This window comes from Synechococcus sp. Lug-A (assembly GCF_024345655.1).
Classification (GTDB): Bacteria; Cyanobacteriota; Cyanobacteriia; order PCC-6307; family Cyanobiaceae; genus MW101C3.
This window is the reverse complement of record NZ_JAGQBN010000005.1, coordinates 57,197-83,450: the sequence shown is the minus strand read 5'-3', so window position 1 is coordinate 83,450 and position 26,254 is coordinate 57,197. Positions and strand designations below refer to the sequence as shown.

At 64.8% G+C, this 26,254-nt stretch carries 26 protein-coding genes and 1 tRNA gene; 15 read left to right on the top strand and 12 right to left on the bottom strand.

Annotation, left to right across the window (positions count from 1 at the left end; translation table 11 throughout):
- Window positions 1-9 precede the first annotated feature (9 nt).
- A tRNA-Arg gene (locus KBY86_RS05355) sits at window positions 10-83 on the bottom strand.
- A gap of 40 nt (window positions 84-123) precedes the next feature.
- Here KBY86_RS05355 and KBY86_RS05350 point away from each other — a divergent pair.
- A complete protein-coding gene (locus KBY86_RS05350) occupies window positions 124-1,077 on the top strand; it encodes a hypothetical protein (RefSeq protein ID WP_255140493.1) in 954 nt (317 codons plus the stop codon).
- Here the strand turns inward: KBY86_RS05350 and KBY86_RS05345 are convergent.
- From KBY86_RS05345 to rseP, 6 genes are all read right to left on the bottom strand, one after another.
- The gene (locus tag KBY86_RS05345) at window positions 1,056-1,298 is read right to left on the bottom strand and encodes a hypothetical protein (protein WP_094510144.1); all 243 of its coding nucleotides are present in this window, start codon (window positions 1,296-1,298) and stop codon (window positions 1,056-1,058) included. The two genes, KBY86_RS05350 and KBY86_RS05345, sit on opposite strands and share 22 nt — an antisense overlap.
- Window positions 1,299-1,367: 69 nt before the next feature.
- Entirely contained in the window at window positions 1,368-2,345 is a 978-nt protein-coding gene (gene rsmI / locus KBY86_RS05340) for a 16S rRNA (cytidine(1402)-2'-O)-methyltransferase (RefSeq protein ID WP_255140491.1), read from the bottom strand.
- 34 nt (window positions 2,346-2,379) lie between these two features.
- A complete protein-coding gene (locus tag KBY86_RS05335) occupies window positions 2,380-4,500 on the bottom strand; it encodes a polyribonucleotide nucleotidyltransferase (protein WP_255140490.1) in 2,121 nt (706 codons plus the stop codon).
- A gap of 102 nt (window positions 4,501-4,602) precedes the next feature.
- The gene (rpsN, locus tag KBY86_RS05330) at window positions 4,603-4,905 is read right to left on the bottom strand and encodes a 30S ribosomal protein S14 (RefSeq protein WP_094510152.1); all 303 of its coding nucleotides are present in this window, start codon (window positions 4,903-4,905) and stop codon (window positions 4,603-4,605) included.
- A 34-nt stretch (window positions 4,906-4,939) separates the two neighbouring features.
- Window positions 4,940-5,623 (bottom strand): endonuclease III, encoded by a 684-nt coding sequence (nth, locus tag KBY86_RS05325; RefSeq protein ID WP_255140488.1) that lies wholly within the window; start codon window positions 5,621-5,623, stop codon window positions 4,940-4,942.
- Window position 5,624: 1 nt separating this feature from the next.
- Entirely contained in the window at window positions 5,625-6,713 is a 1,089-nt protein-coding gene (gene rseP / locus KBY86_RS05320) for an RIP metalloprotease RseP (RefSeq protein WP_255140486.1), read from the bottom strand.
- A gap of 310 nt (window positions 6,714-7,023) precedes the next feature.
- Between rseP and KBY86_RS05315 the strand changes: the two genes are divergently transcribed.
- The 5 genes from KBY86_RS05315 to KBY86_RS05295 are packed head-to-tail and all read left to right on the top strand — an operon-like array spanning window position 7,024 to window position 13,428.
- The gene (locus tag KBY86_RS05315; protein WP_255140485.1) at window positions 7,024-9,951 is read left to right on the top strand and encodes a hypothetical protein; all 2,928 of its coding nucleotides are present in this window, start codon (window positions 7,024-7,026) and stop codon (window positions 9,949-9,951) included.
- A 4-nt stretch (window positions 9,952-9,955) separates the two neighbouring features.
- Entirely contained in the window at window positions 9,956-10,588 is a 633-nt protein-coding gene (locus KBY86_RS05310; protein ID WP_255140483.1) for a hypothetical protein, read from the top strand.
- Window positions 10,585-11,154: a Tfp pilus assembly protein FimT/FimU gene (locus KBY86_RS05305; protein ID WP_255140481.1), complete on the top strand. Its 570-nt coding sequence runs from the start codon at window positions 10,585-10,587 to the stop codon at window positions 11,152-11,154. Before KBY86_RS05310 ends, KBY86_RS05305 begins: the two co-directional genes overlap by 4 nt.
- Window positions 11,151-11,777 carry a hypothetical protein gene (locus tag KBY86_RS05300; protein ID WP_255140480.1) on the top strand — a complete coding sequence of 209 codons (627 nt, stop codon included), beginning with the start codon at window positions 11,151-11,153 and terminating at the stop codon, window positions 11,775-11,777. The genes KBY86_RS05305 and KBY86_RS05300 overlap by 4 nt, the downstream gene beginning before the upstream one ends.
- Window position 11,778: 1 nt before the next feature.
- On the top strand, window positions 11,779-13,428 hold the full coding sequence (locus KBY86_RS05295) for a methyltransferase regulatory domain-containing protein (protein WP_255140478.1): 1,650 nt from the start codon (window positions 11,779-11,781) through the stop codon (window positions 13,426-13,428).
- Here the strand turns inward: KBY86_RS05295 and serS are convergent.
- Window positions 13,370-14,656 (bottom strand): serine--tRNA ligase, encoded by a 1,287-nt coding sequence (serS, locus tag KBY86_RS05290; protein WP_255140476.1) that lies wholly within the window; start codon window positions 14,654-14,656, stop codon window positions 13,370-13,372. The two genes, KBY86_RS05295 and serS, sit on opposite strands and share 59 nt — an antisense overlap.
- Window positions 14,657-14,704: 48 nt before the next feature.
- On the bottom strand, window positions 14,705-14,986 hold the full coding sequence (locus KBY86_RS05285; RefSeq protein WP_255140475.1) for a NifU family protein: 282 nt from the start codon (window positions 14,984-14,986) through the stop codon (window positions 14,705-14,707).
- A 141-nt stretch (window positions 14,987-15,127) separates the two neighbouring features.
- Between KBY86_RS05285 and lepA the strand changes: the two genes are divergently transcribed.
- A complete protein-coding gene (gene lepA / locus KBY86_RS05280; RefSeq protein WP_094510161.1) occupies window positions 15,128-16,936 on the top strand; it encodes a translation elongation factor 4 in 1,809 nt (602 codons plus the stop codon).
- 1 nt (window position 16,937) lies between these two features.
- Here lepA and KBY86_RS05275 read toward each other — a convergent pair whose 3' ends face one another.
- The gene (locus KBY86_RS05275; RefSeq protein ID WP_255140473.1) at window positions 16,938-18,527 is read right to left on the bottom strand and encodes a methyltransferase regulatory domain-containing protein; all 1,590 of its coding nucleotides are present in this window, start codon (window positions 18,525-18,527) and stop codon (window positions 16,938-16,940) included.
- 206 nt (window positions 18,528-18,733) lie between these two features.
- Here KBY86_RS05275 and KBY86_RS05270 point away from each other — a divergent pair, with 206 nt between their 5' ends.
- From KBY86_RS05270 to KBY86_RS05250, 5 genes are read left to right on the top strand one after another with little or no spacing between them, the layout of a single operon-like run.
- Window positions 18,734-19,174 (top strand): hypothetical protein, encoded by a 441-nt coding sequence (locus KBY86_RS05270; protein ID WP_255140471.1) that lies wholly within the window; start codon window positions 18,734-18,736, stop codon window positions 19,172-19,174.
- The gene (locus KBY86_RS05265) at window positions 19,171-19,602 is read left to right on the top strand and encodes a hypothetical protein (protein ID WP_255140470.1); all 432 of its coding nucleotides are present in this window, start codon (window positions 19,171-19,173) and stop codon (window positions 19,600-19,602) included. Before KBY86_RS05270 ends, KBY86_RS05265 begins: the two co-directional genes overlap by 4 nt.
- Window positions 19,599-20,120 (top strand): GspH/FimT family protein, encoded by a 522-nt coding sequence (locus KBY86_RS05260; protein WP_255140469.1) that lies wholly within the window; start codon window positions 19,599-19,601, stop codon window positions 20,118-20,120. The genes KBY86_RS05265 and KBY86_RS05260 overlap by 4 nt, the downstream gene beginning before the upstream one ends.
- Window positions 20,121-20,137: 17 nt before the next feature.
- Window positions 20,138-20,818, top strand: coding sequence for a hypothetical protein (locus tag KBY86_RS05255; protein ID WP_255140468.1), 681 nt, complete (start codon window positions 20,138-20,140; stop codon window positions 20,816-20,818).
- A gap of 37 nt (window positions 20,819-20,855) precedes the next feature.
- Window positions 20,856-21,320, top strand: a complete 465-nt coding sequence (locus KBY86_RS05250; protein ID WP_315855837.1) for a PilZ domain-containing protein — start codon at window positions 20,856-20,858, stop codon at window positions 21,318-21,320.
- 45 nt (window positions 21,321-21,365) lie between these two features.
- Here the strand turns inward: KBY86_RS05250 and KBY86_RS05245 are convergent, their stop codons facing one another.
- Window positions 21,366-21,950, bottom strand: a complete 585-nt coding sequence (locus KBY86_RS05245) for a hypothetical protein (RefSeq protein ID WP_255140465.1) — start codon at window positions 21,948-21,950, stop codon at window positions 21,366-21,368.
- Window positions 21,951-22,278: 328 nt separating this feature from the next.
- On the opposite strand from KBY86_RS05245, the gene KBY86_RS05240 reads away from it, so the two are divergent.
- On the top strand, window positions 22,279-23,748 hold the full coding sequence (locus KBY86_RS05240; protein ID WP_255140463.1) for a sensor histidine kinase KdpD: 1,470 nt from the start codon (window positions 22,279-22,281) through the stop codon (window positions 23,746-23,748).
- On the opposite strand, the gene KBY86_RS05235 is transcribed toward KBY86_RS05240, so the two are convergent.
- Window positions 23,711-24,445 (bottom strand): response regulator transcription factor, encoded by a 735-nt coding sequence (locus KBY86_RS05235; protein WP_255140462.1) that lies wholly within the window; start codon window positions 24,443-24,445, stop codon window positions 23,711-23,713. The genes KBY86_RS05240 and KBY86_RS05235 overlap by 38 nt on opposite strands.
- Before the next feature lie 272 nt (window positions 24,446-24,717).
- Between KBY86_RS05235 and KBY86_RS05230 the strand changes: the two genes are divergently transcribed.
- Both KBY86_RS05230 and KBY86_RS05225 read left to right on the top strand, forming a co-directional pair.
- Window positions 24,718-25,524 (top strand): ABC transporter permease, encoded by an 807-nt coding sequence (locus KBY86_RS05230; protein ID WP_399221175.1) that lies wholly within the window; start codon window positions 24,718-24,720, stop codon window positions 25,522-25,524.
- Window positions 25,525-25,779: 255 nt separating this feature from the next.
- Entirely contained in the window at window positions 25,780-26,217 is a 438-nt protein-coding gene (locus KBY86_RS05225; RefSeq protein ID WP_255140460.1) for a type IV pilin protein, read from the top strand.
- Window positions 26,218-26,254: the final 37 nt, after the last annotated feature.

Here is a 26,254-nt window from a genome sequence, read left to right as displayed (position 1 = left end):
GCGGACAAACGGGCCGTGCTGGATTCGAACCAGCGACCGTGCGATTAGAAGTCGCATGCTCTATCCAACTGAGCTAACGGCCCACCGGCACAGCCTAAGGTGGTCTGCTGTGAAACCTTCCCAATGGCGTCCACCCGGCTCAGCGACGCTCATCGGCAGGAGCTCGTCGCCCGCTATCAGCAGGGGGACACTGCCCAGGCGCTGGCCGCTGCCTTCGGCTGCAGCGCCGCCACCGCCACCCGGGTGGTGAAGGCCGCCATCGGCGCCGAGCGCTACGAGCAGATCAAGCTGGAGCGCGGCAAGGGGCCGGCAATGCGCAGGGCCGCCATTGCTCACCCGCTTGACGCCACCGTGATCCCCGCCGGGCCCCTGTTCGAGCAGGCCGAGGTCCAGGCTGAAGGGCCAGCCGCAGAGCCTGCCGCCAGCGGCGACGCCGCAGACCAGGCCGGCGCCACTGCCGGTGTTGCGGACGCCGGGGATGTCCTTCCCCAAGCCTCAGACACTGCGGAGCCCGGCAGTGAGCCCCTTGCTCCCTTCGGCTCCGGATTCGCCCCTGCCACCCTTGGCGATCCCGCCGGGCAGGATCCGGCCGCCGACGGCGATGACGATGACGATGCCCAGGTGCTGGCGATTGACGATGCGGATGATTTCGGCGATGACGCCGACGACAACGATGCCGACAGCGACAGCGAAGACGCTGACGATGAGCCCGACCTGTTCACGCCCGTGCCGATCGGCGAAACCCTGCTCGACCGCCCTGCCGCCACCTGCCTGCCGTTCGAGGCGGCGCCCCTGCCTGACAGCCTCTACATGCTGGTCGACAAAACCGTGGAGCTGCAGGACCGGCCCCTCAGCGATTTCCCCGAACTCGGCCTGCTGCCGGAGGAGGAATCCCGGCGCCGTGCCCTGGTGGTGTTCAGCAACCCACGCCAGGCCAAACGCCACTGTGGCCGCACCCAGCGGGTGATCCAGGTGCCTGACAGCCAGGTGATCCGCCGCACCGCCCCCTACCTGCTGCGCAAGGGCATCACCCGTGTGGTGCTCGAAGGGGCGCTTTACTCCCTGCCCGGATCCTGATCATCGCCCGGCATCAGCAGCGCCGTGGCTGCCCCGCCGCTGATCACCCCCACCACCAGCGCCAGGCCCACCAGAAAGCCGCTGGGTAGCGGGGCGCTGCGGCCAAAGCCGAGCCGCAGCTGGGGCCGGTCGTTGAGGTTCTGCCCGCCCAGGCACAGCACCACAAGCAGCAGCAGGCCGCCGGCCACACTGCCGGCCAGGAGTCGAAGGCGCACCAGCATGGCGGCGGCGGTGGTTGAAGGGGTCGCCCCCTGAGTGTGACGCGCCGGCGGCCTGCGGGTCAGCAGCGCTCAGGTGTGCGAGCTCCCTTCGTGGTCGCCACTGGCGCTGTCGCGCTCCTCGGCTTCCAGCCCGTCGCGGTGCAGCAGGGCGTAGAGGTCGCGGCGGCTGTGACCGGTGCGTTCCGCCAGGGTGCGGGCGGCTTCCCGTTTGCTGAGCCCATCCACTAGCAGGCTCTCCAGCTCGGCCCGCAGCGCAGCCTCGTTCCAGGCGGGTTGCGCCGCTGGGGGCGCGCCGCCCAGCACCAAGGTGCACTCCCCGAGCGGCGGCACCCGGCGGAAGTGCTCCAGGGCGGCGGCCACCGTGGGGCCCACCTGCTGCTCATGCCGCTTGGTGAGCTCCCGTGCCACCCGCAGGGGGCGATCGCCCAGCAGCTCCAGCAGATCCTCCAGCAGGGCGATCAGCCGGTGGGGAGCCTCGAACAGCACCAGGGTGCGCGGCTCGGCCGCCAGTTCCTGCAGCTGACGCCGCCGCTGGCTGGGCTTGGCGGCCAGAAATCCCTCGAAGCAGAAGCGGCCACTGGGCAGGCCGCTGCTCACCAGCGCGGTGGTGACGGCGCAGGGGCCAGGAATGCACACCACCTCCAGCCCCGCCTGCCGCGCGGCGGCCACCAGCGGTTCGCCGGGATCGGAAATGCCTGGCAGGCCGGCGTCGCTGATCACTGCCAGCCGCTCACCGCGCTGCAGCGCCTCCAGCAGTTCGGGCAGGCGGGTGGCCTGGTTGTGCTGGTGAAAGCTCAGCAGCGGCCGGCGAATGCCAAGCCGCGCCAGTAACTGACCGCTGTGGCGGGTGTCTTCACAGGCGATGCGATCGACCTGCTCCAGCACCAGCCGGGCCCGGGGCGAGAGATCCGCGAGGTTACCGATCGGCGTGCCCACCAGATAGAGCACGCCGGCCGCCGGTTCGGCGCCAAGCGCACCCCTTGAGGATGCCGCCTTTGCCTCAGGTGCGCCGAGAGGAAGCGGTTCATCACCCGATGGTGCGGCCATGGCTGGCGTTGGGTTGGGGTCAGCCCCGTTGACCTCAGACCGCTACCGGTTCCTGGGAGACGCCCCGCAGGGTGAGGTTGATGCGGCCGCGGTTGTCGATCTCACGCACGCGCACGGTGACGGGATCACCCACCTTCACCACGTCTTCGACCTTCTCGACCCGGGCTTCCGAGAGCTGGGAGATGTGGATCATGCCTTCCTTGCCGGGAAGGATCTCCACGAAGGCGCCGATCGGGATGATGCGGGTGACGGTGCCACTGAACTGCTCCCCTTCGCTGATGCGGCGGGTGAGACCTTCCACGATGCGCTGGGCCTCTTCGGCGGCGGCGCCGTCATGGCTGGCGATCGTGACGATGCCGCCGTCCTCGATGTCGATCTTGGTGTTGGTGCGCTCGGTGATGCCCTTGATGGTGCGGCCGCCAGGACCGATCACGGTGCCGATCAGTTCCGGATCGATGCGGAAGCTGAGCAGGCGGGGTGCATGGGGCGACATGGTGTCGCGGGGCTTCTCGATCGCCTCCAGCATCTTCTCGAGGATGTGCAGACGGGCGGGGCGAGCCTGGTTCACGGCGTCGGCCACGGTGGTCACCGCCAGACCGGTGATCTTCATGTCCATCTGCAGGGCGGTGATGCCCTTCTCGGTGCCGGCCACCTTGAAGTCCATGTCGCCGAGGAAATCCTCGATGCCCTGGATGTCGGTGAGGATCCGAACCTCATCGCCTTCCTTGATCAGGCCCATGGCGGCGCCGCTCACGGGAGCCTGCAGCGGCACGCCGGCATCCATCAGCGCCAGGGTGCTGCCGCACACCGAGCCCATCGAGGTGGAGCCGTTGGAGCTGAGGCACTCCGACACCACCCGCAGCACGTAAGGGAATTTCTCTTTCGGGGGCAGCACGGGGGTGATGGCCCGCTCCGCCAGGGCGCCATGGCCGATCTCGCGGCGGCCGGGGGAGCGCATCGGCCGGGTCTCGCCCACCGAGTAGGGGGGGAAGTTGTAGTGGTGCAGGTAGGTCTTCTCGCTCGACGGGTTGAGGTCGTCGAGTTCCTGGGCATCGCTGGGGGTGCCGAGGGTGGCGCAGGAGAGCACCTGGGTGAGCCCACGCTGGAACAGGCCCGAGCCATGCACCCGCTTGGGCAGCACACCCACGGCGGCGGTGATGGGGCGCACCTCGTCGAGGTTGCGGCCATCCACCCGCTTGCCTTCGCTGAGAATCTGGGCGCGCATCAGCTTCTTGGTGATGCCCTTGTAGGTGTTGCCCAGGGCCTTGCCGGCGGCGGCCAGGCGGATCGGGTCGTCGTCGCTGAGGGCGCCGATCTTGACGGCCACCTCCGCCTTGATGGCATCGAGCTGGGCATCACGCTCCGCCTTGGTGAGCGTGAACTGCTTGAGCACCTCACCGATGCCCTTGCCGCATTCCTGCTCGAGGAAGTCCGGCAGGGCGGGATCTTCCACCTTCGGCTCGGGGATCACCTGCTCGATGCCCAGGTCGCTCAGCAGGGTGAGCTGGGCCTTGATCAGTTCACCCACCGCTTCGTAGCCGAAGTCGATGGCCTCGATCACATCCTGTTCGGGCAGCTGGTTGGCGCCCGCTTCCACCATCACCACACCGGCAGGGGTGCCGGCCACCACCAGATCCAGGTCGCTGCGTTCGATCTCGCGGAAGCTGGGGTTCAGCACGAAATCGTCGCCCAGCAGACCCACGCGCACAGCCGCCATCGGGCCGTAGAAGGGCATGCGCGCCAGCAGGGTGGCGATCGAAGCGCCCGTGACTGCCAGCACATCGGGCGGCACCCGCTCATCCAGCGAGAGGGTGGTGGCCACCACCTGAATGTCGTCGCGCAGCCAGGAGGGGAACAGGGGCCGCAGCGGGCGGTCGATCAGGCGGGTGGTGAGGATGGCCCGCTCGGGGGGGCGTGCTTCCCGGCGAAAGAAGCTGCCGGGGATGCGCCCGGCGGCATACAGCCGTTCTTCGTAATCGCAGGTGAGGGGCAGGAAATCGATGCCTTCGCGGCCTTTGGCGCGGGTGGCCGTGACCAGCACGGACGTATCACCGCATTCAATCAACACCGATCCCCCAGCTTGGGGGGCATACAGCCCTGTGGTCAGCCGGATCTCCCGACCATCGAAGGAGACCGACTGAATTTTTCCTGGCACGTCGTCTTATGTCCGTTTTGTTGTCGAAAGGCAGTCTCGCATCCGGCCCTCCCTTAACCCCGTGGAGCGGTGGTGCAGGAGAGCCGGCGCAGGTTCAGCGGCTCACCAGCTGGACTTGGTGACACCCGGCAGCAGGCCCTTGTGGGCGCGCTCGCGCAGCTGGTTGCGGCACAGGCCGAAATCGCGGTAGTAGCCGCGGGGCTTGCCGGTGGCCCAGCAGCGGTTGCGCACCCGGTTGGGGGCGCTGTTGCGGGGCAGGCCCTGGATCTGGCGGTGAATCTCCAGCCGTTCCATGGGATCGGCGGCGGCTTCAAACGCGGCCTTCAGAGCGGCGCGCTTGACAGCGAAACGAGCCACGATTTTTTTGCGCTTCACGTCACGCGCGATCATCGACTTCTTCGCCATGCGGCTGCTTTGCTGTTGCGGATGGGGACCAACCCTACCCTGCGGCAGGAACGGTGCGTCTGCCGCCCGGTCCGTGGTCGGGATGGCTGGGGCAGAGATCAGCCATCGGGCAACTGCCGCAGCCGGGGTTGCGGGCCCGGCACACGGCTCGGCCATGGAAGATCAGCCGGATCGAGAGGTTTTCCCACTCAGGCTGCGGAAACAGCTTCATCAAGTCGGGCTCGATCTTCACCGGTTCGCTCTGGCGGGTGAGGCCGAGCCGGTTGCTGAGGCGCCGCACATGGGTGTCCACCGTGACGCCGGCATGAATGCCGAAGGCATGGGCCAGCACCACGTTGGCCGTCTTGCGGGCCACGCCCGGCAGCTCCAGCAGCTCCGGCATGGAGGCCGGCACCTGGCCGCCGTGGCGTTCCAGCAGCAGCCGGGAGGCGGCCACGATGTTTTTGGCCTTGTTGCGGAAGAAGCCGGTGGATTTCACGTAGGGCTCCACCGCGTCGCTGTCCACGGCTGCAGCGGCGGCCGCGTCGGGGAAGCGCTCGAACAAGGCCGGCGTCACCTTGTTGACCCGCTCGTCGGTGCACTGGGCCGAGAGCATGGTGGCCACCAGCAGCTCCCAGGGGGTGCGCCAGTCGAGCGAGCAGGTGGCCTCCGGGTAAAGCGTGGCCAGGCGCTCCAGAATCAGTGGCGCCCGCTGGCGGGCGGTGGGGAAGCGGGGCACGTCAGCGGCCCAGCAGCTGCTGCACCGCGGAGAGCTGGCTGGTGTCCTTGACGATCAGCACCAGGCTGAGGCCTACCAGCAACAGGAAGCCCGACTGCATGAAGGCCAGCTGCAGGCGCTGCGGCAGCGGCCGGCCGCGCAGGCCCTCCAGCAGCAACAGCACGAACTGGCCGCCATCGAGCAGGGGCAGCGGCAGGGCGTTGAGCACGGCCAGGTTGATCGAGATCAGCGCCGTGAACAGAAAAAGGCTGCCGCCGCCGTCGCGGGCGAGAGAAGCGCCCATTTCCACGATCTTCACCGGCCCTGACACCTGGGGTGCCGTCTCGCCGAAGTGGGTGACCAGAGAAACGAAGCCATCCACGGTGCGGCGGATCAGCTTGAGGCAGGTGCGGTTGGCATGGCCGATCACCTCCAGCGGGCTGCGGGCAGGCCGGAAAGCCTCGCTGCCACTGGGTTGCAGCTGGGCGCCGATGCGGCCGATGCCGTTCTGGGCATCGGGCGTGAGCGTGAGCGTCACGGTGCTGCCGGCGCGCTCAGCCACCAGCTGCAGCGAGCGCTGTGGAGCGGCCTTGATGTCGGCCACCAGGCCCTCCACGGCGCTCTGACCGCCGCCCAGGGACGTGCCCGCCAGACTGAGGATGCGGTCGCCGGGGCGCAGGCCGGAGGCCGCCGCCGGCAGGCCGGGTTGCACCGCCGCCACCACCACACCGGGGGTGGCGCTGAAGCCGGCGGGGATGCCGACCACGGCCCCCTGGGCCACCAGCACGGCCCAGGCCAGCAGCAGGTTGGCCAGCACGCCGGCGGCGATCACCAGGGCCCGCTGCGGCAGCGGGCGGTTGCGCAGCAGATCCGGATCGTCGGCCGGGATGTCGCTGTCTTCGTCGTCGTCGGGAAAGGCCACGTAGCCGCCCAGGGGGATGGCCCGCAGGGCGAACTGCACGCCACGGCGCCGCCGCTCCAGCAGCACCGGGCCGAAGCCGATCGAGAAGCCGCTGACCCTGATCCCCTGCCAGGTGGCTGCGAAGAAGTGCCCCGCTTCGTGGACGACGATCAGGCCGGCAAGGATGGCCAGGGCCGCGAGGACACCCATTCCGTTGGCTTCAGGCAATTTGTCCATTGTGCGGGGTGCGCCGGGCTGCGTGCGTGCCGGAAACCCCTCCCCCGGCTCCCCCCACACCCTCTTGATCCCCTACGCCTGCCCACCAGTTCCAAGGCGGCTGTCGGGCTTGTGGACCAGGGAACAGACTGCGTTGCGGGCGATCTTATGAAATGGTGAGAGATCCCCCAGAGCTTTGCTAGAGTTTTTCGATTGAGTCGGTCGTACCGGGATGCCTGGTAGGAATTCGCGCCGCGGCGTGCGTACTGTCATCCCCCCCCATGCTCGGGTTCTCAAGGCCCGATTGCTGTTTCATCTCCTCAGTGGCTACGCCCGGGCGGAGAAGCAAACGGGCTCCGTCATGGTGGCGGGGATGTTGGTGGTCCTGGCGCTGCTGGTGGGTTCGCTGGGTCTGGTGGCGGTCGTCAGCGGCTCCAATCTGGCGTCATTGGGCAGTGGTGAAAGCCGTGATGCCCAGCAGGTGGCGGAGGCAGGCGCTGATCAGATCATTGCCACCTTCAACCAACCGGAAAACCGCCAGTTGCTGGTGGCGGGGAGCACGCCTCCCAACCAATGGACCACAACCAACGCGGCCCTGCAAAGCCCCTGCATCTCCACCAGCAATGAGCGCCCCGGTGGCACCGGCTTTCCTTCTGCCCGAGCCGTTGGCCTGGCCAATGGCCAGTTCCGCAACCTTGAAGACCTTGCCCAGGTGAACCAGGGCAACCGCCGCTTCGCCCTTCAATCGGTTCGTTATTCCGCTGGCAATCAAGGCGCTCTGGATCGTCGATCGGTGTTTCGAACCTTCGCAGCCAATGGCACAGCGTTAAGCCAGGCCGGAACCATCCCCTCAGGAACTACCTTCAACGCTTTGGTGAACCTGGATGATCCCGACGGCAGTGGTGCACTGCGGCCGGGCACGAACACAGGGTTCATTGCGGTCACTGTGGAGGGGCGGGTGTACCGGCCGGATGGCACCTTCTCCTCCTCCACCATCACCAAGGAATTTGAGGTGGTGCCGAAATGCTGCGGCGGTTCGTTTGGAACGAATGCCTCCGGTGGATCCACCTCAGGGGCTTCGGCGCCTGGTGATCTTGGCGCCGACAGCCGGTTCTGTGGCATCGAATTCGGCATTATCACCGGCATCAACGGCGGCAGGTTTTTCTCCCAGCTGGCCAACGACCGCTACACCCGTAGAAACACGGCCAATCAAGTGGTCAACATAGGATCGATCCTGGGCATCATTGCCGCTCCCAGCCACACTTGGGACCGAACCACGGATCAGGTGGTCGGCGGCCGGCAGGTTGGCTTTCGCATGGTTCCCAACACCAGGGACACGACCAATGATTTGATGCCAGGCGTTCCGGCAGGCAATCTCGCCGCCTTTACTGTCCCAAGCGGTGCGCCCAACCCCTGCCCGACCAGCTGGGGCGATGCGGCATCGATTGCCGGTAGAGCGGCCTCCTGCATTCCAGTGGTGCCGCTGTTCCTCTCGGCCGGGCTTCCCTCCATCACCAGCAACTACACCTACAACTGGACGGCCGGTGGCTACCCAGACACCGTCAGCAAGCAGACGGTGAACTCCGCCAACCTTGGCGGTTATCCCCAGATCCGGGCGGATACGGTCGCTGATAACACCGTTAATGTGTGGATTCGTGGCAACGCCGCCACTGGGCTTAACCAAGTAACGCCGGGCCCCTTCCTGGAGTACTGCAACACGAAGTACCTGGTAGATAACGAATGTGCCTCTGTGTTCAATGGTTCAGATGTTCACACCTGGGCTGTGATCTCTAGGCCAGGTGCCGTAGATGGCGGTATTGGCGATAACTTTGCCTCCAACAGTCTTACTGGCCGCACATCAGACAGCACACCCCGCTGGCCCACCCCCTGGGAGGAGCGTGATACATCCAACGGAACCCCCTCACTTACCACGGGGGATTTGACCATTTCAGGTGGGCAAGTGACCTTCCGGGACGTAGGTGGAAACTTTGGTACCACATTCACCAATGCACCGGCTTTGGCCCGCGCTGTGAATCTTTTCGGCTTGCAAACGCCTGTGTTGGAGTTCACCTTCAGTCGCACAGGTGCAGGCAGCTTTGCCAACATCTCAGCACTGCGTTTGGATTATAGTTTTGGATCAGGTGTTACCACTGATGCGGACATAGACACGGACACCGGCTGGGTTCAGCTGGCCACGTTCAGGGCTGACGGTGACGTTGTGGAGTCGGGAGGTGCCGATGCTGATGATTGTGTTCTCTCGGGATCCACATACACCTGCCGGGTTGAGTTCCCCGAAGCCGCCATGACACCTGCGGCAGGCATCACTTCAACCAATCGCTTCAGCCATTTTGTGAAGTTCAGACTTCGCGCCAACAGCAACTTTGCCACGGGCACGAATCGAATCAACACAGTAACTCTGGACAACGTTGCCATCAAGAGTTCCCTTGCCGGGCAGGTTCCTCAGTATCGAAACGTCTGTGAATATAGTTCCACCTTCCCTGTAACCTCCAGTTTCACGGGTGGATTTCATTGCCTCGGCCCAACTGTGGACATGATCAATCTTGGCAATGTGCTCTGGATCGATACAACTGATCGCTCCACCACGTTCTACTACAACAGAGCAGAGGATACCAGGGGTATCAGTGGCAACGACCCATTGATCAATCTTGTTGGTGGAGCAACAATGGCGAATGTGGCATGCGCGAGGGGCAATCCGCTCACAACGGCTCCGGTGGATAATTGCGACACCCTGGTGCCTGAAAATGAATTCAATCCCGTCGGCGAATATGACCGCTTCAATATGTTTGGGCGTGACACCGCACCTGCGAACAACTGCACCGATCTGAATCTCAGTAACCAGCCCTGCAACCAGATCATTGCCATCGGTGCCGATTCCAGTGCCAGTTCCGCGAATCGTTCGCGCATTGCAGGGGCATGGTTCTATTTCCCCTGGGGCCTGTTCTCCTTTGCTGTGAATGGATGTTCCAGTATTCCTGCCATTCCCGCTGCAGAGTTTGCTGGCGATGACAGCTGGAACTTTGGCGGCAGGCTCTGGGCCCGCACGATCTACGCCTGCGGACAAAACCACTTCAGGGTTCCGCCTTCGGCATCCACCGACCTCACGCAATTGGTGGGCGCTTCAAACTCTGCCGATCTCACGTTCATTCGCTGGGATGGAATCGACTGGGTGGCGCGTTCCTCAACGGCTGCACGCAAAGGATCTCTGGATTGAGCTGATGCGCAACTCACTCAATTTCAGAGGCCATCACAACAGCCATGGCCCTTCCTCTGCAGCACAGGGATCCGCCATCGTGGAGGTGTTGGTTTTCACCCTGATGATCACGATTGTGTTGATCTCCACCGGTGCTATCTTCAACGGCATCAGCCGCAGAACAGTGTCCACGCGGCAGCAGGTAGTGATGCAATCGAGCATTGACGACAACCTGCGCGAAATCAAGACATTGGCACGCCGCTACACCTGCTGTTCTGGAGTTTGCACAACAACCCCCCCCACCACCTTCGGGGTGATCTCAGGGGTGACCCAGCCCTGTGCCACCAACAATCCGTTGGATGATCGTTACTACTTCCCTCAGGTTGATCTTCTCTCCACCACCGCCAATTTTCCGAATACCACCACCCCTTCTGAGCCCCTTGCGGTGGAGCAGCTCTGTGCGGCGAACAACAACACCGCCTTCCTCACACCCTTCCAAACGGCTGTGAATGCCATTCCGCAGCCTGCTAACGCCACCCGCACCACATCCATCCAGCCCGAGCGCATCTTGCGGGTTACCTTTACAGATAACACCCTCAACAACCGCGTTGTTCGCGTTGAAAACATCATCCCCCAGATGGCGTATTTCTGCCCATGAAGCTCAACGTTGCTGGCTCCCTTCGCGCATCCCGTAGGCAGGCCTTCACGCTCGCCGAGCTGATGATCACCGTGGCGGTGATCGGTGTGATCGCCCTGGGGGGTGTGTATGCCTCCTCCCAGGTGATCGCCCGACGGGATTACGCCAACACAGCCACCGCCGAGTTGGTTGGCTGGTTGGAGGCTATTTCTGCACGCTCAGGTTCCGTTGGGCCCTGCCGCGTGCAATTCACAACGGGCAACGCGCTGGAACCAGGAGCCACGTTTGCTTCCCTCCTGACCAGCGATGCCAGGTGCACCCCAGAGGCCAACCTGTTACTTCCCTCCGTCTACGGTGATCGCACCTACGACGTTGCCGTTACCTACACCCCCGTGGGCACAACATCGTTGGCCTTCACTCCTAGGGGTGGGGTTGTGGCCGGCAATGTGGAAGCCACCGTGAAGATCGCTGTGAGCAATCAATTGCCCTTGCGTTGTGTAAGGATTTCATTCGGCTCGATCAGCACCGGCATCAACAACGCCACAGGGAATGTGGCTCAAACCTGCACCGTTTGGGAGCGCACATGATCAGATCTGCTGCTGCCAAACCCAGGCACGCGAATGGCTTCACCCTGGTTGAACTGCTGATCGGAGGGGTGCTTTCCATCCTCGCGATGGGATCTGTGGCTTTCCTTTCTGTCCAGCAGATCCGCATCGCAGACAACGTCTATGCCTCCTCTACCATCGATCGCAGCTTCAGGCGCGTATCCGATCTGTTGAAAGTGGAGGTGAGTGAAGCCTGCCTTTTACGCGGTGGGGCCAATCCACGCACAACGGCCACCCCGCCCGATACCCCCTGCAAGCCTCAGAATCCTTCTGTGTGCGCGCCCGCTGCCGCCGCTGCAGATCTGCGTCTGCTGGTTCCGGTCCAAGCTCCAGGTTCTAACGCCATCACCTACACCGTGCTCAGGTATTACCTCAACGGATCCGATTTGCTACGGGATGGCCCCCAGGTGGGAGCCAATGGCCTGCTAACGGCAACAGCAGCCACTGGCAGCCGGGTGCTTACCAACGTTTCCGCTTTCTCAGCCACCGTTTCAGCCGACTGCACCTGGGTGAGGTTGAACTTAGGGCTCACCGTGCCGGGTTCTGCGAACGTGGTCACACGCACACTTGATCTCTATTCTGGAGCCTCCCTGAGCATTCACTGAATTGGCTCAAGCTGGCTGGGATCACGGCTATCACTCCTCAAGTTCTTATACGAGTGTTTTTTACCGTGAGCTAACGCCAAGTTGGCTTGATTTTGCCGCCTTGCTCAAGGGTGACTTGCCGCCCAGAGAATCTGAAGGTGAGCCCTTCGTTTTTCTCGATCTTGGTTGCGGCACGGGATTTTCCCTGGTGTTGCTGGCCTCGCTTTATCCAGAAGGCCGCTTTTTTGGGGTGGATTTTCATCCTGATCATGTGGCCCACGGTCTGGATCTGGCCCGCCGCGCCGGGCTGAAGAACTTGGAGATCATCGAAGCTGATTTTCTGGACCTGGCGGCTCCAGGTGCGCTTCTTCCGTGGTCTGTTGGTGGCTGCCATTACGTGGTAGCCCATGGCATCGCCACTTGGGTCACCGAGCCCGTTCAACAGGCCCTGCTGGCTGTGGCGGCCGCCTCTTTGCGTTCTGGCGGGTTGTTTTATTGCTCTTACAACACCTATCCCGGCTGGCTGGCAAGGAGCAGTTTTCAACAGCTTCTTGCGCTCGAGTTTCCTGCAGCGCACCAGGGGGCCCAAGGGCTCCACTTCCATGCAGCAGCGCGCGTGCTCACCCAACTGCTTGGCGATGAATCGCAGCCCTCCCAGTTGAGCGCCTCGTATCCAAACCTGAGTAGAGAGCTGCAATCCGTTGAGTTTGCACCTGTCGACTATCTCTTTGGTGAATATGCCAATGCGGGTTGGTCTCCGCTGTATTTCACCCAGATGAGTGCGCGCTGCAAGCAGCACAAGTTGTCTTTTCTAGGTTCGGCCACCTATTCCGAATCGTTCATCGAACTGCTGCCAGCTCCAATGCGCGAGGTGGTGGTGAAAGAGCCAAGAACAGAGGCCCGTGAATTGCTGGCTGATCTCGCCACCAATAAGGCATTCCGCAGGGATCTCTTCACCAAGGGCCATGTTCGGCTCACGCCACAGGAATGGAGCCAGCGTCTCGGCACGATCTCGTTTCATCTGCTGCAGCCGCCGGAGGGCTGGTTGTCGCACCCGCTGGCGGCCCTGCGCTTCAGAGCCTGCTTTGGCGAGATTCAGGGAGATCCGCAGGCTTACGGACCCGTTCTCTCCGCCCTCTCGGCCTCACCGGCATCGATTGACTCCCTCTTTCCCATCTGCCAGCAACCACACGGTGAGCTTGTCGTGATGCTTGCGCTCTTGCTGGAGGCCGGAGCCATCGGCTTCGAGCGTGGGCCCGCCGGTGCCAAGGCGGCTGTGCAGGTTCAGCGCCTCAATCTGTTGCTGCTGGGTCGCATGCAGGAGGGGCGTTCCTACACGCAGCTGGCCTTGCCCGCCGTGGGTTCCGCCGTTCCCTTTTCCGTGCTGGAGGCCTTGATCTACCGGGCCCAGCGCGAACAGCTTCAGGAGCCCATGCTCAGCAGCTGTGTGCTGCTGGGGCTCAAGGATCTCGATGTGCAGTTGCTTGGCCGTGATCATCAGGTGGTTGTGGAAACACCCGCTCAGATTGCGAGGATCCAAGAGATCGCTGCCGTGGTGATGGGCAGCAAAGTGCCCCTGCTCCAGCGTTTGGGTGGCCTGCCAACCGCGCCGCTCACGGCTTCCCGATCCACTCGGAGCCGAAGTAAGGCACCAACGCGTAGGGAATCCTGACGCTGCCGTCGCTCTGCTGGCCCGCCTCCAGGAGCGCAGCCATGGTGCGTCCCACGGCCAGGCCGCTGCCATTGAGGGTGTGCAGCAGGCGCGTGTGCTTGCCCTCCCGGTAGCGGATCGAGGCGCGGCGGGCCTGAAAATCACCGCAGGTGCTGCAGCTGGAGATTTCGCGGTAGGTGCCGGCCCCCGCCAGCCACACTTCCAGGTCGTAGGTGCGGGCGGCCGAAAAGCCCAGATCGCCACTGCACAGTTCCAGGCGCCGGTAAGGCAGCTCCAGCGCTTCCAGAATCGCCTCGGCATCCCGGGTGAGCTGCTCGTGGGCCTGCTCGGATTGCTCGGGCAGGCAAAACCAATAGAGCTCCACCTTGTTGAACTGGTGCAGGCGGATCAGTCCACGCGTGTCGCGGCCGTAGGAGCCGGCCTCCCGGCGGAAGCAGGGGGTGTAAGCCGCATACTTCAGCGGCAACTGTTCGGCGTTGATCACCTCGCTGCGATGCAGGGAGGTGATGGGCACTTCAGCTGTGGGAGTGAGCCAGAGGTCGTCCTCTGCGCAGCGGAAGCTTTCCTCGGCGAACTTCGGCAGCTGGCCGGAGCCGGTGAGGCTGGCTGTGTTCACCAGGATCGGCGGCAACACTTCGGTGTAACCCCTGGAGGAGTGGCGATCCAGCATGAAGCTGATCAGCGCCCGCTCCAGCCGCGCTCCCTGGCCCATCAGGGTCACGAAGCGACTCTGGGCAATCCGCACCGAGCGTTCGGTGTCAACGATGCCGAGCCGTTCGGCAATCTGCCAGTGCTCTTCGAGCTGCTCTCCTTCAGCGGCAAGCCGCGGGGTGCCCCAGCGCTTCACCTCCACGTTGTCGGCCTCGCTGCGGCCCGTGGGGCAGAGGGGCGAGGGCAGGTTGGGCAGCACCATCAGCTGCTGCATCAACTGCGCTTCGAGGCCCTTCTCCTGCTCCTCGATCTCCCCCACCCGCTGTTTGATCTGCGCGCCCTGCTGGCGCAGCTCCTTCACCTCCGCGCCGCCGGGGGCGGCGCCGGCCTTGATCAGCTCTCCCACCTCACGGCCGATGCGGTTGCCTTCTGCTTGCAGCTCACTGCGTTGCTGTTCCAGATCACGCGTCTCAAGGGCGAGCTGGTGGCAGCCCTCAAGATCAGCCACCGCGCCCCGGCGGCTCAGGCCTTCGGCGATCTGCGCAGGGTTGTCGCGCAGGAGGCGCTGATCCAGCACGGAGGGGATTGCAGATGGGGCGCAGGTTAGTTCTGCGCGGTCCCCCGCTCAGAGCACCTGCACCACTTCGCTCACCTCGGGAATCGATTCGCGCAGCTTGCGCTCGATGCCCATCTTGAGCGTCATGGTGCTGCTGGGGCAGGAGCCACAGGCGCCCTGCAGGCGCACCTTCACGATCGGCCCGTCGATTTCCACGATTTCCACGTTGCCGCCATCGGCCATCAGATACGGGCGCAGCTCATCGAGCACACGCTCCACGTTCTCGACCGTGAGGGCACGGGGATCGGCGGCCGGGACCTCAGCTGTGGGGGCGGTGGTTTCGCTGGACATGGATCGGGTTCGCGGATGCGATCAGCTTAGGCAGGGCGGCCGAAGGCAGGGCTGTTCGGCACGGCCGGCGTGGTGTCCCGGCGACGCAGGGACCGCTTTCTAAGATTCGGACACTTCCTCTGAACGGGCTGACCCGCTGCGATGACCGACGTTCCCGTTCAGCGGATCCGCAACTTCTGCATCATTGCCCACATCGACCATGGCAAATCCACCCTGGCCGACCGCCTGTTGCAGGAAACCGGAACGGTGGCGGAGCGCGACATGCAGGCCCAGTTCCTCGACAACATGGAGCTGGAGCGGGAACGGGGCATCACGATCAAGCTGCAGGCGGCGCGGATGGAGTTCCGTGCGGCCGATGGCGAGCTCTACATCCTCAACCTGATCGACACGCCGGGGCACGTCGACTTCTCCTACGAGGTGAGCCGCAGCCTGCAGGCCTGCGAAGGGGCCCTGCTGGTGGTGGATGCCAGCCAGGGGGTGGAGGCCCAGACCCTGGCCAACGTGTACCTGGCGCTGGAGAACGATCTCGAGATCATTCCAGTGCTCAACAAAATCGACCTGCCCGGCGCCGATCCCGCGCGGATCAAGGAGGAGATCGAGGCGATCATCGGCCTCGACACCTCCAAGGCGATCGACTGCTCCGCCAAAACTGGCCTGGGCGTGCCCGACATCCTGCAGGCGGTGGTGGACCGGGTGCCGGCGCCGGCCGACCGGGTGAGCGAGCCGCTGCGGGCGTTGATCTTCGACTCCTACTACGACCCCTACCGGGGCGTGATCGTGTACTTCCGGGTGATCAGCGGCGTGATCGCCCGCAAGGACAAGGTGCTGCTGATGGCCAGCGGCAAAACGGTGGAGCTCGATGAGGTGGGCGTGATGGCGCCCGACCAGCGGCAGGTGGACAGCCTCCACGCCGGCGAGGTGGGCTACATGGCGGCCTCGATCAAGGCGGTGGCCGATGCCCGCGTGGGCGACACGATCACCCTGGCGGCCAATCCAGCCGCCGAGCCGCTGCCTGGCTATGCCGAGGCCAAGCCGATGGTGTTCTGCGGCCTCTTCCCCACCGATGCCGATCAATACCCGGATCTGCGGGAAGCGCTCGACAAGCTGCAGCTCTCCGATGCGGCCTTGAAGTACGAGCCGGAAACCAGCAGCGCCATGGGCTTCGGTTTCCGCTGCGGTTTCCTGGGGCTGCTGCACATGGAGATCGTGCAGGAGCGCCTTGAGCGCGAATACGACCTCGACCTGATCGTGACGGCGCCCTCGGTGATCTATCAGGTGAACATGGTGGACGGCAGTGTCCAGATGGTGGACAATCCCGCCACCCTGCCCGATCCGCAGAAACGGGAATCGATCGAAGAACCCTACGTGAAGCTGGAGATCTACACCCCCAACAGCTTCAACGGCGCCTTGATGGAGCTGTGCCAGGAGCGGCGCGGTGAGTTCATCGACATGAAATACATCACCACCGATCGGGTCACCCTGCACTACGAGATGCCCCTGGCGGAGGTGGTAACGGACTTCTTCGATGTGATGAAGAGCCGCACCAAGGGCTACGCCTCGATGGAATACAGCCTGATCGGCTACCGCAAGAACGAGCTGGTGCGCCTTGACGTGTTGATCAACAGTGAGAAGGCCGATCCGCTCACCACGATCGTGCACCGCGACAAGGCCTACAACGTGGGCAAGGGGCTGGTGGAGAAGCTCAAGGAGCTGATTCCACGCCAGCAGTTCAAGATCCCGATCCAGGCCTCGATCGGCAGCCGCATCATTGCCAGCGAAAGCATCAGCGCCATCCGCAAGGATGTGCTGGCCAAGTGCTATGGCGGCGACATCTCCCGTAAGAAGAAGCTGCTCAAGAAGCAGGCCAAGGGCAAGAAACGCATGAAGGCGATGGGCCGCGTGGACGTGCCCCAGGAGGCCTTCATGGCGGTGCTCAAGCTCAATCAGTAGCTCAGGCCAGCACCCCAAGGCGGCGCAGCATCGGCAGCCCGGTGGTCTGAAGATCGGCGGCCAGCTTCTGGAAGGCCTCCAGCTGGGCGGCAGGATCTTCCAGAAGCTGGCCTTTGGCATCCTTGATATCAGCGGCGCCCATGGCGGCCAGGCCCGCCTGCACGCACACCGCGAGCAACTCTCCTTCCATGCCTTGCTCCAGGCCTTGGGTCAGCATGGCCTGGATGGTGGTGAAGCTCACGGCGTTGCCGAGCAGCGGGCTGGCAAGGTTGGCGAGCTGGGCGCCTTCCAGCATCAGTTCGATGACTGCCGCGTTGAACGGCTGGCAGCTGGCGCGGGCGGCCTCGCAGGCAGCGCCTCGGTGCAGGCCGATGCGGTTAGCATGCAGCAGCAGTGTCACCACTCGGATGGCTTCCTCAGGCGGCATGTTGGTGCTTGTTGCGAGGTCTTCCAGACTGCAGGGGCCAGCTTCGGTCAGGCGCGCCTCCATGCCGGCGCAGGAGGCATGGCTGGCGGTGAGGGTGCCGAAACTGGTGGTGAAGGTGTAGTTGTCCATGGGAGGCGCGGCCTGCAGCGTCAAGAGCAAGCGGCCAAGGGCCTGGTGGCGCTGGGCCAGGTTGAGGTGGAGCTGGCCGTTCACGAAGATGTCCCGGCGGAAGGCTTTGTTGCTGCCCAGATCCAGGAGCGTTTCGCGCACCAGCGGATCCTGTTCGGCCTTCACCACGGCCTGAAGCGGCGCGGGCAGTAGATCGTCGAACAGTTCCGGCAAGGTGGCGCTGGCCAGGGGCCGCAGCTTGTGCGCCATCAGGCGCTGATGCATGTCGGCCACATAGAGCGGTTGCCAGCCGTCGTTGGCGTATTCCTGTGAGAGGTAGCGCTGATCCCTGCGGGGCGCTTTCTCCATTTCTGCTCGCAGCGTGGGCAGGGCCAGGCCCAGAGCGGCGGGGTCTTCGGCCGGGCCCACCAGGGCAAGCATTCGTTCGCTGGCGCGTTTCAAGGCGGCCTTCGCCGCCGTGCCCGCCCCCTGCTGGCGCTCCACCTTCACCAGCTGATGGAAGGCCTGGAGTGGCAGCCAGCCGGGATAGGTGTTGTAAGAGCAATAAAAAAGCCCGCCGGGCCTCAGTGCCGCCGCCGCCACTGCAAACAGGGCACGCTGTACCGGTTCGATCACCCAGGTGGCGATGCCATGGGCGGCCACATAGTGGAACTGGGCCACTCCACCTGGTGTGGTCGCCCCCGCGGCGGCGGGGCGCAGCGGGGAGGGATCACGCTGGAGATCAAGGAAATCGGCTTCCAGGAAGGTGATGTTGGCGAGCCCCAGGCGGCGCGCCAGCCACTGGCCATGGGCGATGTGATCGGGCAGGAAATCCACGCCGGTGAACTCGCCTTCGGGGTAGAGCGCCGCCAGGATGCAGAGCCCAAAGCCCATGCCGCAGCCGAGATCCAGATAGCTGAACGGCTCGCCCTCCACCGAGCGGGGCGGGCGGTGCCCTTTCACCAGCGCAGCGAAATCGAGCCAGTTCGGCGCCATCTCCCGGTAGTAGCCGATGGTGTAGTAATCACTGGAGTAGTAGCCGTGATCCCATCCCATCGGTGGCGCCCGGTTGCGTGATTGGTGGGTAGCGGGCGAAGCCTACCGGGTGTTTCCTGCGCTGCCGGGGAGCAAATCAGCCACGGCCGGGAACACTCCCAGGGTCGTGATCATCCATGCCCATGGAGCCGAGGAGAACACGCTGCGGCAGACGGCAACTGACGCTGCAACGGGCCCAGCGGCGCGCGCCCTCGCAGGGCTTTCTGATGCCGTTCAGCTTTGCCGCCTCGCTGGTGCTGCTGCTCAGCGGTCTGTCGGTGCAGACGGCCGCGCTGCAGGCGCGGTCAAGGCTGGAGGCCGACCTCAAGCGCGATCAGGCCGAAGATGCCCTGGCTTCCGCCGCCCAGGAGGTGGTGGCCCAGCTCAGCGGGCCGTTTGCCTGCCTGCTCCACCTGCCCTCGGAGCGCTGGTCGGGGCAGGTGTGCGCTGAAGGTTTCACCGCCGCTGCGCTCGTGGCCGGATCGGTGGCGGGGCTGTCCTATCGGGTGGTGGCCTGGAAACCTGCCGCTGCTGCGGAGCCAGCCCAGCTGCTGCTGCAGCTCGTCGGCGAGCAGGGTGCCGATGGGATGCAACGTCGTTTTGCCGTGAGCCTGGCCGAGGAGGCCGGCGCGGCTCCGATCAGCGCCGTGCGGGGGATGGGGCTGTGACGCTCACCGAAGCGATCATGGCTGTGGCGGTGTTCAGCCTTTCTGCCACCAGCTCTGTGCGGCTATGGGCCTCCAGTGCCGTCTGGAGCCAGGCCGCCGCCGCACGCGAGGCCTTGGCCAGCGGCATCGAGGCGGATCTGCTGCGACGCACCCACCACCTGCGGGCCAGCGTGGCGCGCGACCAGCCCGCTCCCGCCTCTTGCGAAGTGGCGGCGGCATGGATGGTCTCCCGCCTGGCGAGCGGCGCCTCATCCCTGCCGCAGGGCGTGCGCAAGCAACTGGTTCCGGATGGCGGTGCGGTGTGGCTGATCTACACCGCTGCCGAGGGGCAGTTGGAACGGCGGCGGTTGTTCAGTGCCGCAGCCCATGGCCTTTGCCCGGTGGTTCCCGAGCTGCCAGCGATGACGGATCTGGAGGTGGGGGCGTGACCCCGCAAGGGCCGCAGGCCGGGTACACGGTGCTGGAGGGGGTGATCACGGCGCTGATCCTCGCTGTGCTGGCGGCGCTGGCCCTGCGCGACAGCGGCGAAACGCTGGCCCGCCAGCGGCTGGAGGCGGCGACCCGGCGGATCGCCCTGGCGATCGAGCACGGCCGGGCGGCTGCTGAGGCCAGCGGCCAACCCTGTGCTCTGGAGCTGGGGGAGCAGGGCTGGCAGGCGCCCACGGGCGGCGAGCTGCCCGGTTGCGCGCAGCCGATCATGGGCCTCGATGACGGTGGGCAAGCGGCCGGTGTGGAGCTGAGCCACAACCTGCCCGCCGCCCTGCGCTTCAGCAGCACCGGGCTGGTGCTCGATGGGGGAACGGTGGTGCTGAGCAGCGAGGGCACGGAGTTGCGTCGCTGCCTGGTGATTGCCCTTCCCCTGGGGTTCGTGCGCCTTGGCCGTTATCTGGGCCCGGGCCAGGCCCCTCCCGACAGTGCCGCCTGCGGCCCCGACCCCACGCTTTGAGCTCAATGACGCTGCGTTTGACTGTCGCCTGCACCCGCCGCCCTGCCGCGACGCGCTGGGGGTTCGGGCTGGTGGAGATGCTGCTGGCGATGACCCTGGGCCTGGGCTTCTGCGGGGTGGTGATCCAGGCCCTGGTGGGAGAAGGTCGCCATGCCCAGCAGTTCACCCGTGCGCTGCGCGAACGCGGCAACCAACAGCGGGCGCTGGCGTTGATCCGCAGCGACCTCGTGCGGGCCCTCTCGGTTGCCGACGACCCTGTCAAGGGCACCAGCCGTTGTGGCCTTGCTGGACGTACCGCAGTGTTGCGCCTGCACACGCCCGAGGGCACGATTGATTACAGCGTGGGAGCCGCGCCGAGTGGCATCTGGCAGGGGCGGGTGCTGGGGCGCTGCGGGCCCGCCTATGGCCTCCATGGCCAGGTGAACCCCGGCAGCGTGTTCCAGAGCCGAGTGGTGCTCGACCGCCTTGCTGCTGAAGCCACGCCATGGAAGGGATGCGCCGCCCTGCTGGGGAGACCGGCGGCGCCAGCCGGGGGCCTCCATCCCCACGACCTTGCCGGTTCTTCGCGGTTGCCGTTCTCTGCCTGCCTGGATCGCGAGAGTGAGGTGGTTGGCCTGCGGCTGGAGCAGAGCTTTCCGGGCGGAGCGGGGCGCAGTGAGCAGCGCCTGAGCATGGAGGCGGCGGCCGGAGCGGGCTGATTGTTCTAATGTTGGCGCATTATTAGCGTTCAATGGTGTGGGAGGGGACAGCAACAATCCTCTCCACAGCGAGTCTGCTGGCGAGGGGCTTTCCGGCCATGCGCCACCTCCCCAGCCAGAGGGGTATCTCCCGGCTGACCGCGCCAGTGTGCGCCGCGTCTTGCCGGAGCCATTGAGCGCCATCATCAGTTTCCCATCCCTGGAGGGCCAGCCCTGGTTCAACGTGGATGTGCTGGATTTGAGCGAAGGTGGCCTGCGCCTTCAGATCGCCCTGCCTCATGGCCTCAACCTCGAGAAAGGCCAAGAGGGGGTTATCAGCCTGATCCTTCGGCGTTCAGACCCACCGTGCATGTCCAATTTCACAGTGCGCTGGGTCGAGATCAATTCGCTGATCTCGGTGGCAGGTGTGGCCTTTGAGCAGCCGTTGACCCTGCCGGTCTTGCCCTCAGGGGGCAGCGGCGTAGCGATCCCTGCGGCGAAGCTCTCTGAGCCAACACCCTGAGCCCCGGCCCGGTTCACATGCCACTGGGTTCATGGGCCACTCGCTTCAGCGGCAACCCGTAGCTGCATCGGGAATCAGGTTCACCACCCTTGATATCATCGTGACGCCGTCCACCGAGACCGTATAGGTCCACTGCAGTCGGTTGAGGTCGGTGTCGGAGACGGTGGGGCCCGTGCGGGTGAGGGAAACACCCGGCGGGGCGGTGGGCGGCTCCGGGAAGGCAGCGATCATGCGTTCTGCCATGCCCCCGTCCGGGCAAGCGTCGCGCTGGTTTTCGGCCGCTGCAAGGGCGGCGCTGCCGCAGGCGCCAGAGATACCGCCGGGAAGGGCCGCCTCGCCACACTCCTCGCCACAGCAGCTGAAGCGACTGTTGAGCTCGCGGATCAAGGCCAGATCCTGAGCGATGAGGCGCTCCAGCTCATCAGCGTTGTCTATGGGGCGACCAGAGCGGTTGTTCGCCATCAACGTGACGGTGGTGCCGCTGACCACGATGGTGATCAGAATGGCCGCCAGCAGAAACTCCATCAGGCTGAAGCCTTCGTTGGCGGTGGCCGCTCCATGGCCTGCCGCGTCAATGAGCCGCTGGCGCCGCATCCTCAGGAGCCGCAACCGCAGGAGGTCTGTGGTCATACCGGGCCGAAACGTATGAACCTGAAAGATCGGGAAGAAAGGCGGCGGAAAGTGGGCGAAGTTTGGAAATAGATGAGAGTTGGGCGTTGAATGCCTAAGCCCTCCTCAACATAAGCGCGAAAACTTGGTGATGTGTTCAGCTTGATGTGTTCCGGACACGCAAGCCATCGTGCGCTGATGACGTTGTCGGGCCGGCTTGGATGCCACCAGAATCCTGGGGTCTTCCTTGCTGAGCGCCATAGCGGGCCCGCAGAGGGACACTTACACTCTCTTCATACTTGGCAGCTAGGCCCGTCCGGCATGAGACGCCCCTCGCCCGGTCCGCGCGTTGGCTGAGAACCCAGCACCAAGGCGGCGGCGCTCACGGGCCTCGATCCGCCGCCAGCTGCAGATCACAAGCCTGCTCGCCATCCTTGTGGGGTATGCGGTGTTGGTCTTTTCCAACGGGCTGATCGCCAGCAAGGTACGGCGTGACCGCCACCGCCAGACGGTGTTTGAAGTGCATCAGGCGCTGCTGCGCGCGCCTGTACCCCGCAATGCGGCCGAGATCCAGGTGCGGCTGGATCAGTTGCTCACACCAGGACTGCTGATCTGGGTGGAGACGGCCGCCGGAAAGCCCTACAAAGTGACGCAGCGCGAGAACACCTTCGGGCTGGGCCCACTGGGGCCCCTGGCGGCCCAGCTGGCGCTCATCGCTCGGGGGAAGCCCAATGCGATGTCGTTGCGGCTGAGCGGCAACACCTTTCTGCTCTCCACCCAGCCGGTGCGCCTGTCTGGCGGTGGCGCCCTGGTGCGTTACATGGAGGATTTCACCGCCGATGTGAGGCGCCAGATCAATGCCCAGGACCTGCTGATCGCGGTGGCGGTGTTCACGGCTCTGCTCACCAGTGCGTTGATGCGGCTGGCGTTGGATCGGGGCCTCAGCCCGCTGGGCCGGCTCAGCGCCCGGCTGGAAGACGTGACGTTGCCGAACCAGAGCCTCTCGGCGGAGGGCCTGAAGGTGGACGAGCAACCGCGGGAACTGCAGCAGATCGCCGCCTCCTTCAACGACCTGCTCGACCGGCTGGCCACCTCCTGGGAGCGGCAGACCTCGTTTGCAGATGGCGTAGCGCACGAATTGCGCACGCCGATCACGCTGATCAGTGGGTATGCGCAGCGTCTGCGGCGCCAGATCCCCACCAGCGCCCCGGAGAGCCGGCCTCTGGCCTTGATCGAGAGCGAATCCGCCCGCATGGGACGCCTGGTGACCGACCTGCTCGACATCGCCAGAGACGATGCCGGCCGTTTGGATCTGGCCTTGCGGGAACTGGATCTCGACCAGGAGCTGTTGGAAGCCTATGAACGCCTCACCGTCTACACCACCGGTCGCCTGCGGCTGATCCCCTCAGAGGAGCGGGAGCCGCTGCGGGCCTGGGGTGACGCCGATCGGCTGCAGCAGTGCCTCACCAACCTGGTGGAGAACGCGCTCAAGCACACACCGGTGGGCTGCCCGATCGAGCTGTTCGCCGACGGCAGCCAGCGCGAGGTGGTGGTGCATGTGCGTGACCACGGCCCGGGGGTGCATCCCGGCGACCGACGCCGCATCTTCGATCGGTTCGTGCGGGGGGCACCGGCGAGCGGAGTGCCAGCCAACCTGGTGGGCAGCGGCAGTGGCCTGGGGCTCTCGGTGGTGAAGCTGCTGATGGAACGCATGGACGGCACAGCGCGGGTGGCGGAAACCCCGGGCGGCGGCGCCGATTTTCAGCTGAAGTTGCGGCGGATCAGCCCGCACCTGCAGGAGGACCCTCCTTCAGCATGAACCCCACACCTCGCACCGTCTGAATCAAGGTGGGCTGGCCCTCCTGCTCAAGCTTGCGACGCAGGTAACGGATGTAGACGTCGAGCAGGTTGTCGTCGCCGTAGTGGTTGTCGCCCCACACGGTCTGCAGGATCGTTTCGCGCTTGAGCACGCGGTTGGGCTCCGAGAGCAGGCAGAGCAGCAGGTCGTACTCACGAACGGTGAGGTTGATCGGGATGCCGTTGCGGGACACCTCGCGGCTGCCGGTGTCGACGCTGAGGTTGCCGAGGCTCACCACCGCGGCGGCGTCGTTGGTGGCTTCTTCGTTGGGGATGGAACGGCGGATCAGGGCCCGCACCCGGGCGAGCAGCTCCTCAAGCGAAAACGGCTTGGTGACGTAGTCGTCGGCGCCGGAATCGAGCGCCTCCACCCGCTCGCGCACGTCATCGCGGGCGGTGAGCATCAGCACGGGGGTTTTGATGCCGCTGCGGCGGATGCGACGGCACACCTCCACGCCTGAAAAGTCAGGCAGGGTCCAGTCGAGCATCACCAGATCGAACACTTGGTCGCGAAGCAGCGAGAGGGCGTTCTGACCGCTGTCGGCCTGCTCGAGGCTATAGCCCTCCACCTTCAGCTCCTGGCTGAGAAAGCGGCGCAGTTCGGGATCGTCATCGACGATCAGGACACGATGGTTTTGGGGGTCCACCAGGTCGGTCATCACAAACAATCCCGTGTTGGTCAGTGTGCCCTGCAAAGGCCTGGCCGGGAGCTCGGCGCTCCACCACGGAAACGTAATGGTTAGCGGCCGCTGCACTTTGCCGCTGACCGGTGGCTCTCACCCCTTCCTCACCCTATACTCAGTGCATCTTCTCAGTCAGAAGCCCTGGCGCTTGTGCTGCTGCTGCCGATGAGCCGGTTGTGACCCCCCTCTCCTCCCCATCCCTGAACCTGCGCCTGTTCAGCTGGCGGCCAGCCGGGCTGTCGGGGCGCATCGCTCGCTGGGGCTTGGTGGTGGTGCTGGCGTACGCGCTCGTGGCCTTGCTCACGCCGCTGCTGGTGCAGGCGGGGATGCTGCCGGATCCAAGCGCCGGCCTGGAGAACCCGATCTATGCGGGGCCTTCGCTGGCCCATTGGTGTGGCACCGACCGCCTCGGCCGCGATGTGTGCAGCCGCACCCTTGCAGGTAGCGGCGTGGCCCTGCAGGTGGTGCTGCTGGCGCTGGTGGTGGCGCTCACGATCGGTGTGCCCCTGGGCATGGTGAGCGGCTATCTGGGTGGCCCGATCGATCGGCTGCTGGTGCTGCTGATGGACACGCTCTACACCCTGCCGGTGCTGTTGCTCTCGGTGGTGCTGGCTTTTCTGCTGGGCCGCGGCCTGCCGAATGCGGCAGCGGCGTTGTGCGTGGTGTACGTGCCCCAGTATTTCCGTGTGGTGCGCAACCAAACGGCCCAGGTGAAAGCCGAGCTGTATGTGGAGGCGGCGCGTTCGCTGGGGGCGGGCCCGTTATGGATCCTGCGCCACTATCTGCTGCGCAATGTGATCACCTCCGTGCCAGTGTTGCTCACCCTCAATGCTGCCGATGCGGTGCTGGTGCTGGGTGGGCTTGGATTTCTTGGCCTGGGGTTGCCCGAATCCATTCCCGAGTGGGGCGGTGATCTGCAGCAGGCACTCACGGCCGTGCCCACCGGCATCTGGTGGACGGCGCTTTACCCCGGCTTGGCAATGTTTTTGCTGGTACTGGGCTTGTCGTTTCTCGGTGAAGGGCTGGAGAGCTGGTTGAGCGGCGAAGATGCCTAATTTCTCCAGTTGCCATGGTGCTTTGGGACCATTCAAGGTGTCAGCTCATCCGGGCAAGTCTGAGGGGCATGGCACAGCTGAAACTTGGCAGATCGTGTGCCTGCCCGCTGCGTGGCATGCTGGCAATTTCTGGGGTGTTTCTGTGTGTGAAGATCTCCACATCCAGCCGCCATCCCTCCGCAAAGGCGCCAATTTGGCCGATCCTTTGCTAGGATAAGCGTGGTTATTTACCAGCTCAACGCCCCATCCAGGCCCATGAAACTCTCTTCCAAAACCCAGCTCCAGCTGATCCGCTCCCTCAATACCCGCCGCGGCATCGCTCGCGCCTTCACGCTCGTTGAGCTGATGATTGTTGTGGCGATCGTGGGCGTGCTTTCTGCCGTGGCCCTGCCCACCTACCTGAACGCACGGAACGCCGCCGCCGCCGGCGCCCGCATCGGCGAAGCCATTGGTCTTGCCAAGGAATGTGCCACTGCGGCCGCCTCCGATATTGAAACTGGGATTACAACGACCGCTGGCCCTGGCGTCACCGTGACCCCTACCTCCAACTGCCTTGGTGGTGGCACCGTTGTAGCCGCTTTCACACCTGGCGCTGCTGGTATCAGCTGCTTGGATCAGAAATCCACGGCTAACAATGCCACAGCCACCATCACAGTTTCAGCAGCAGGCGCAATCAGCTGCACCTTTGGTTGATCATCCACAGGGCTGGTTACACCAGGCTTGAGTTCTT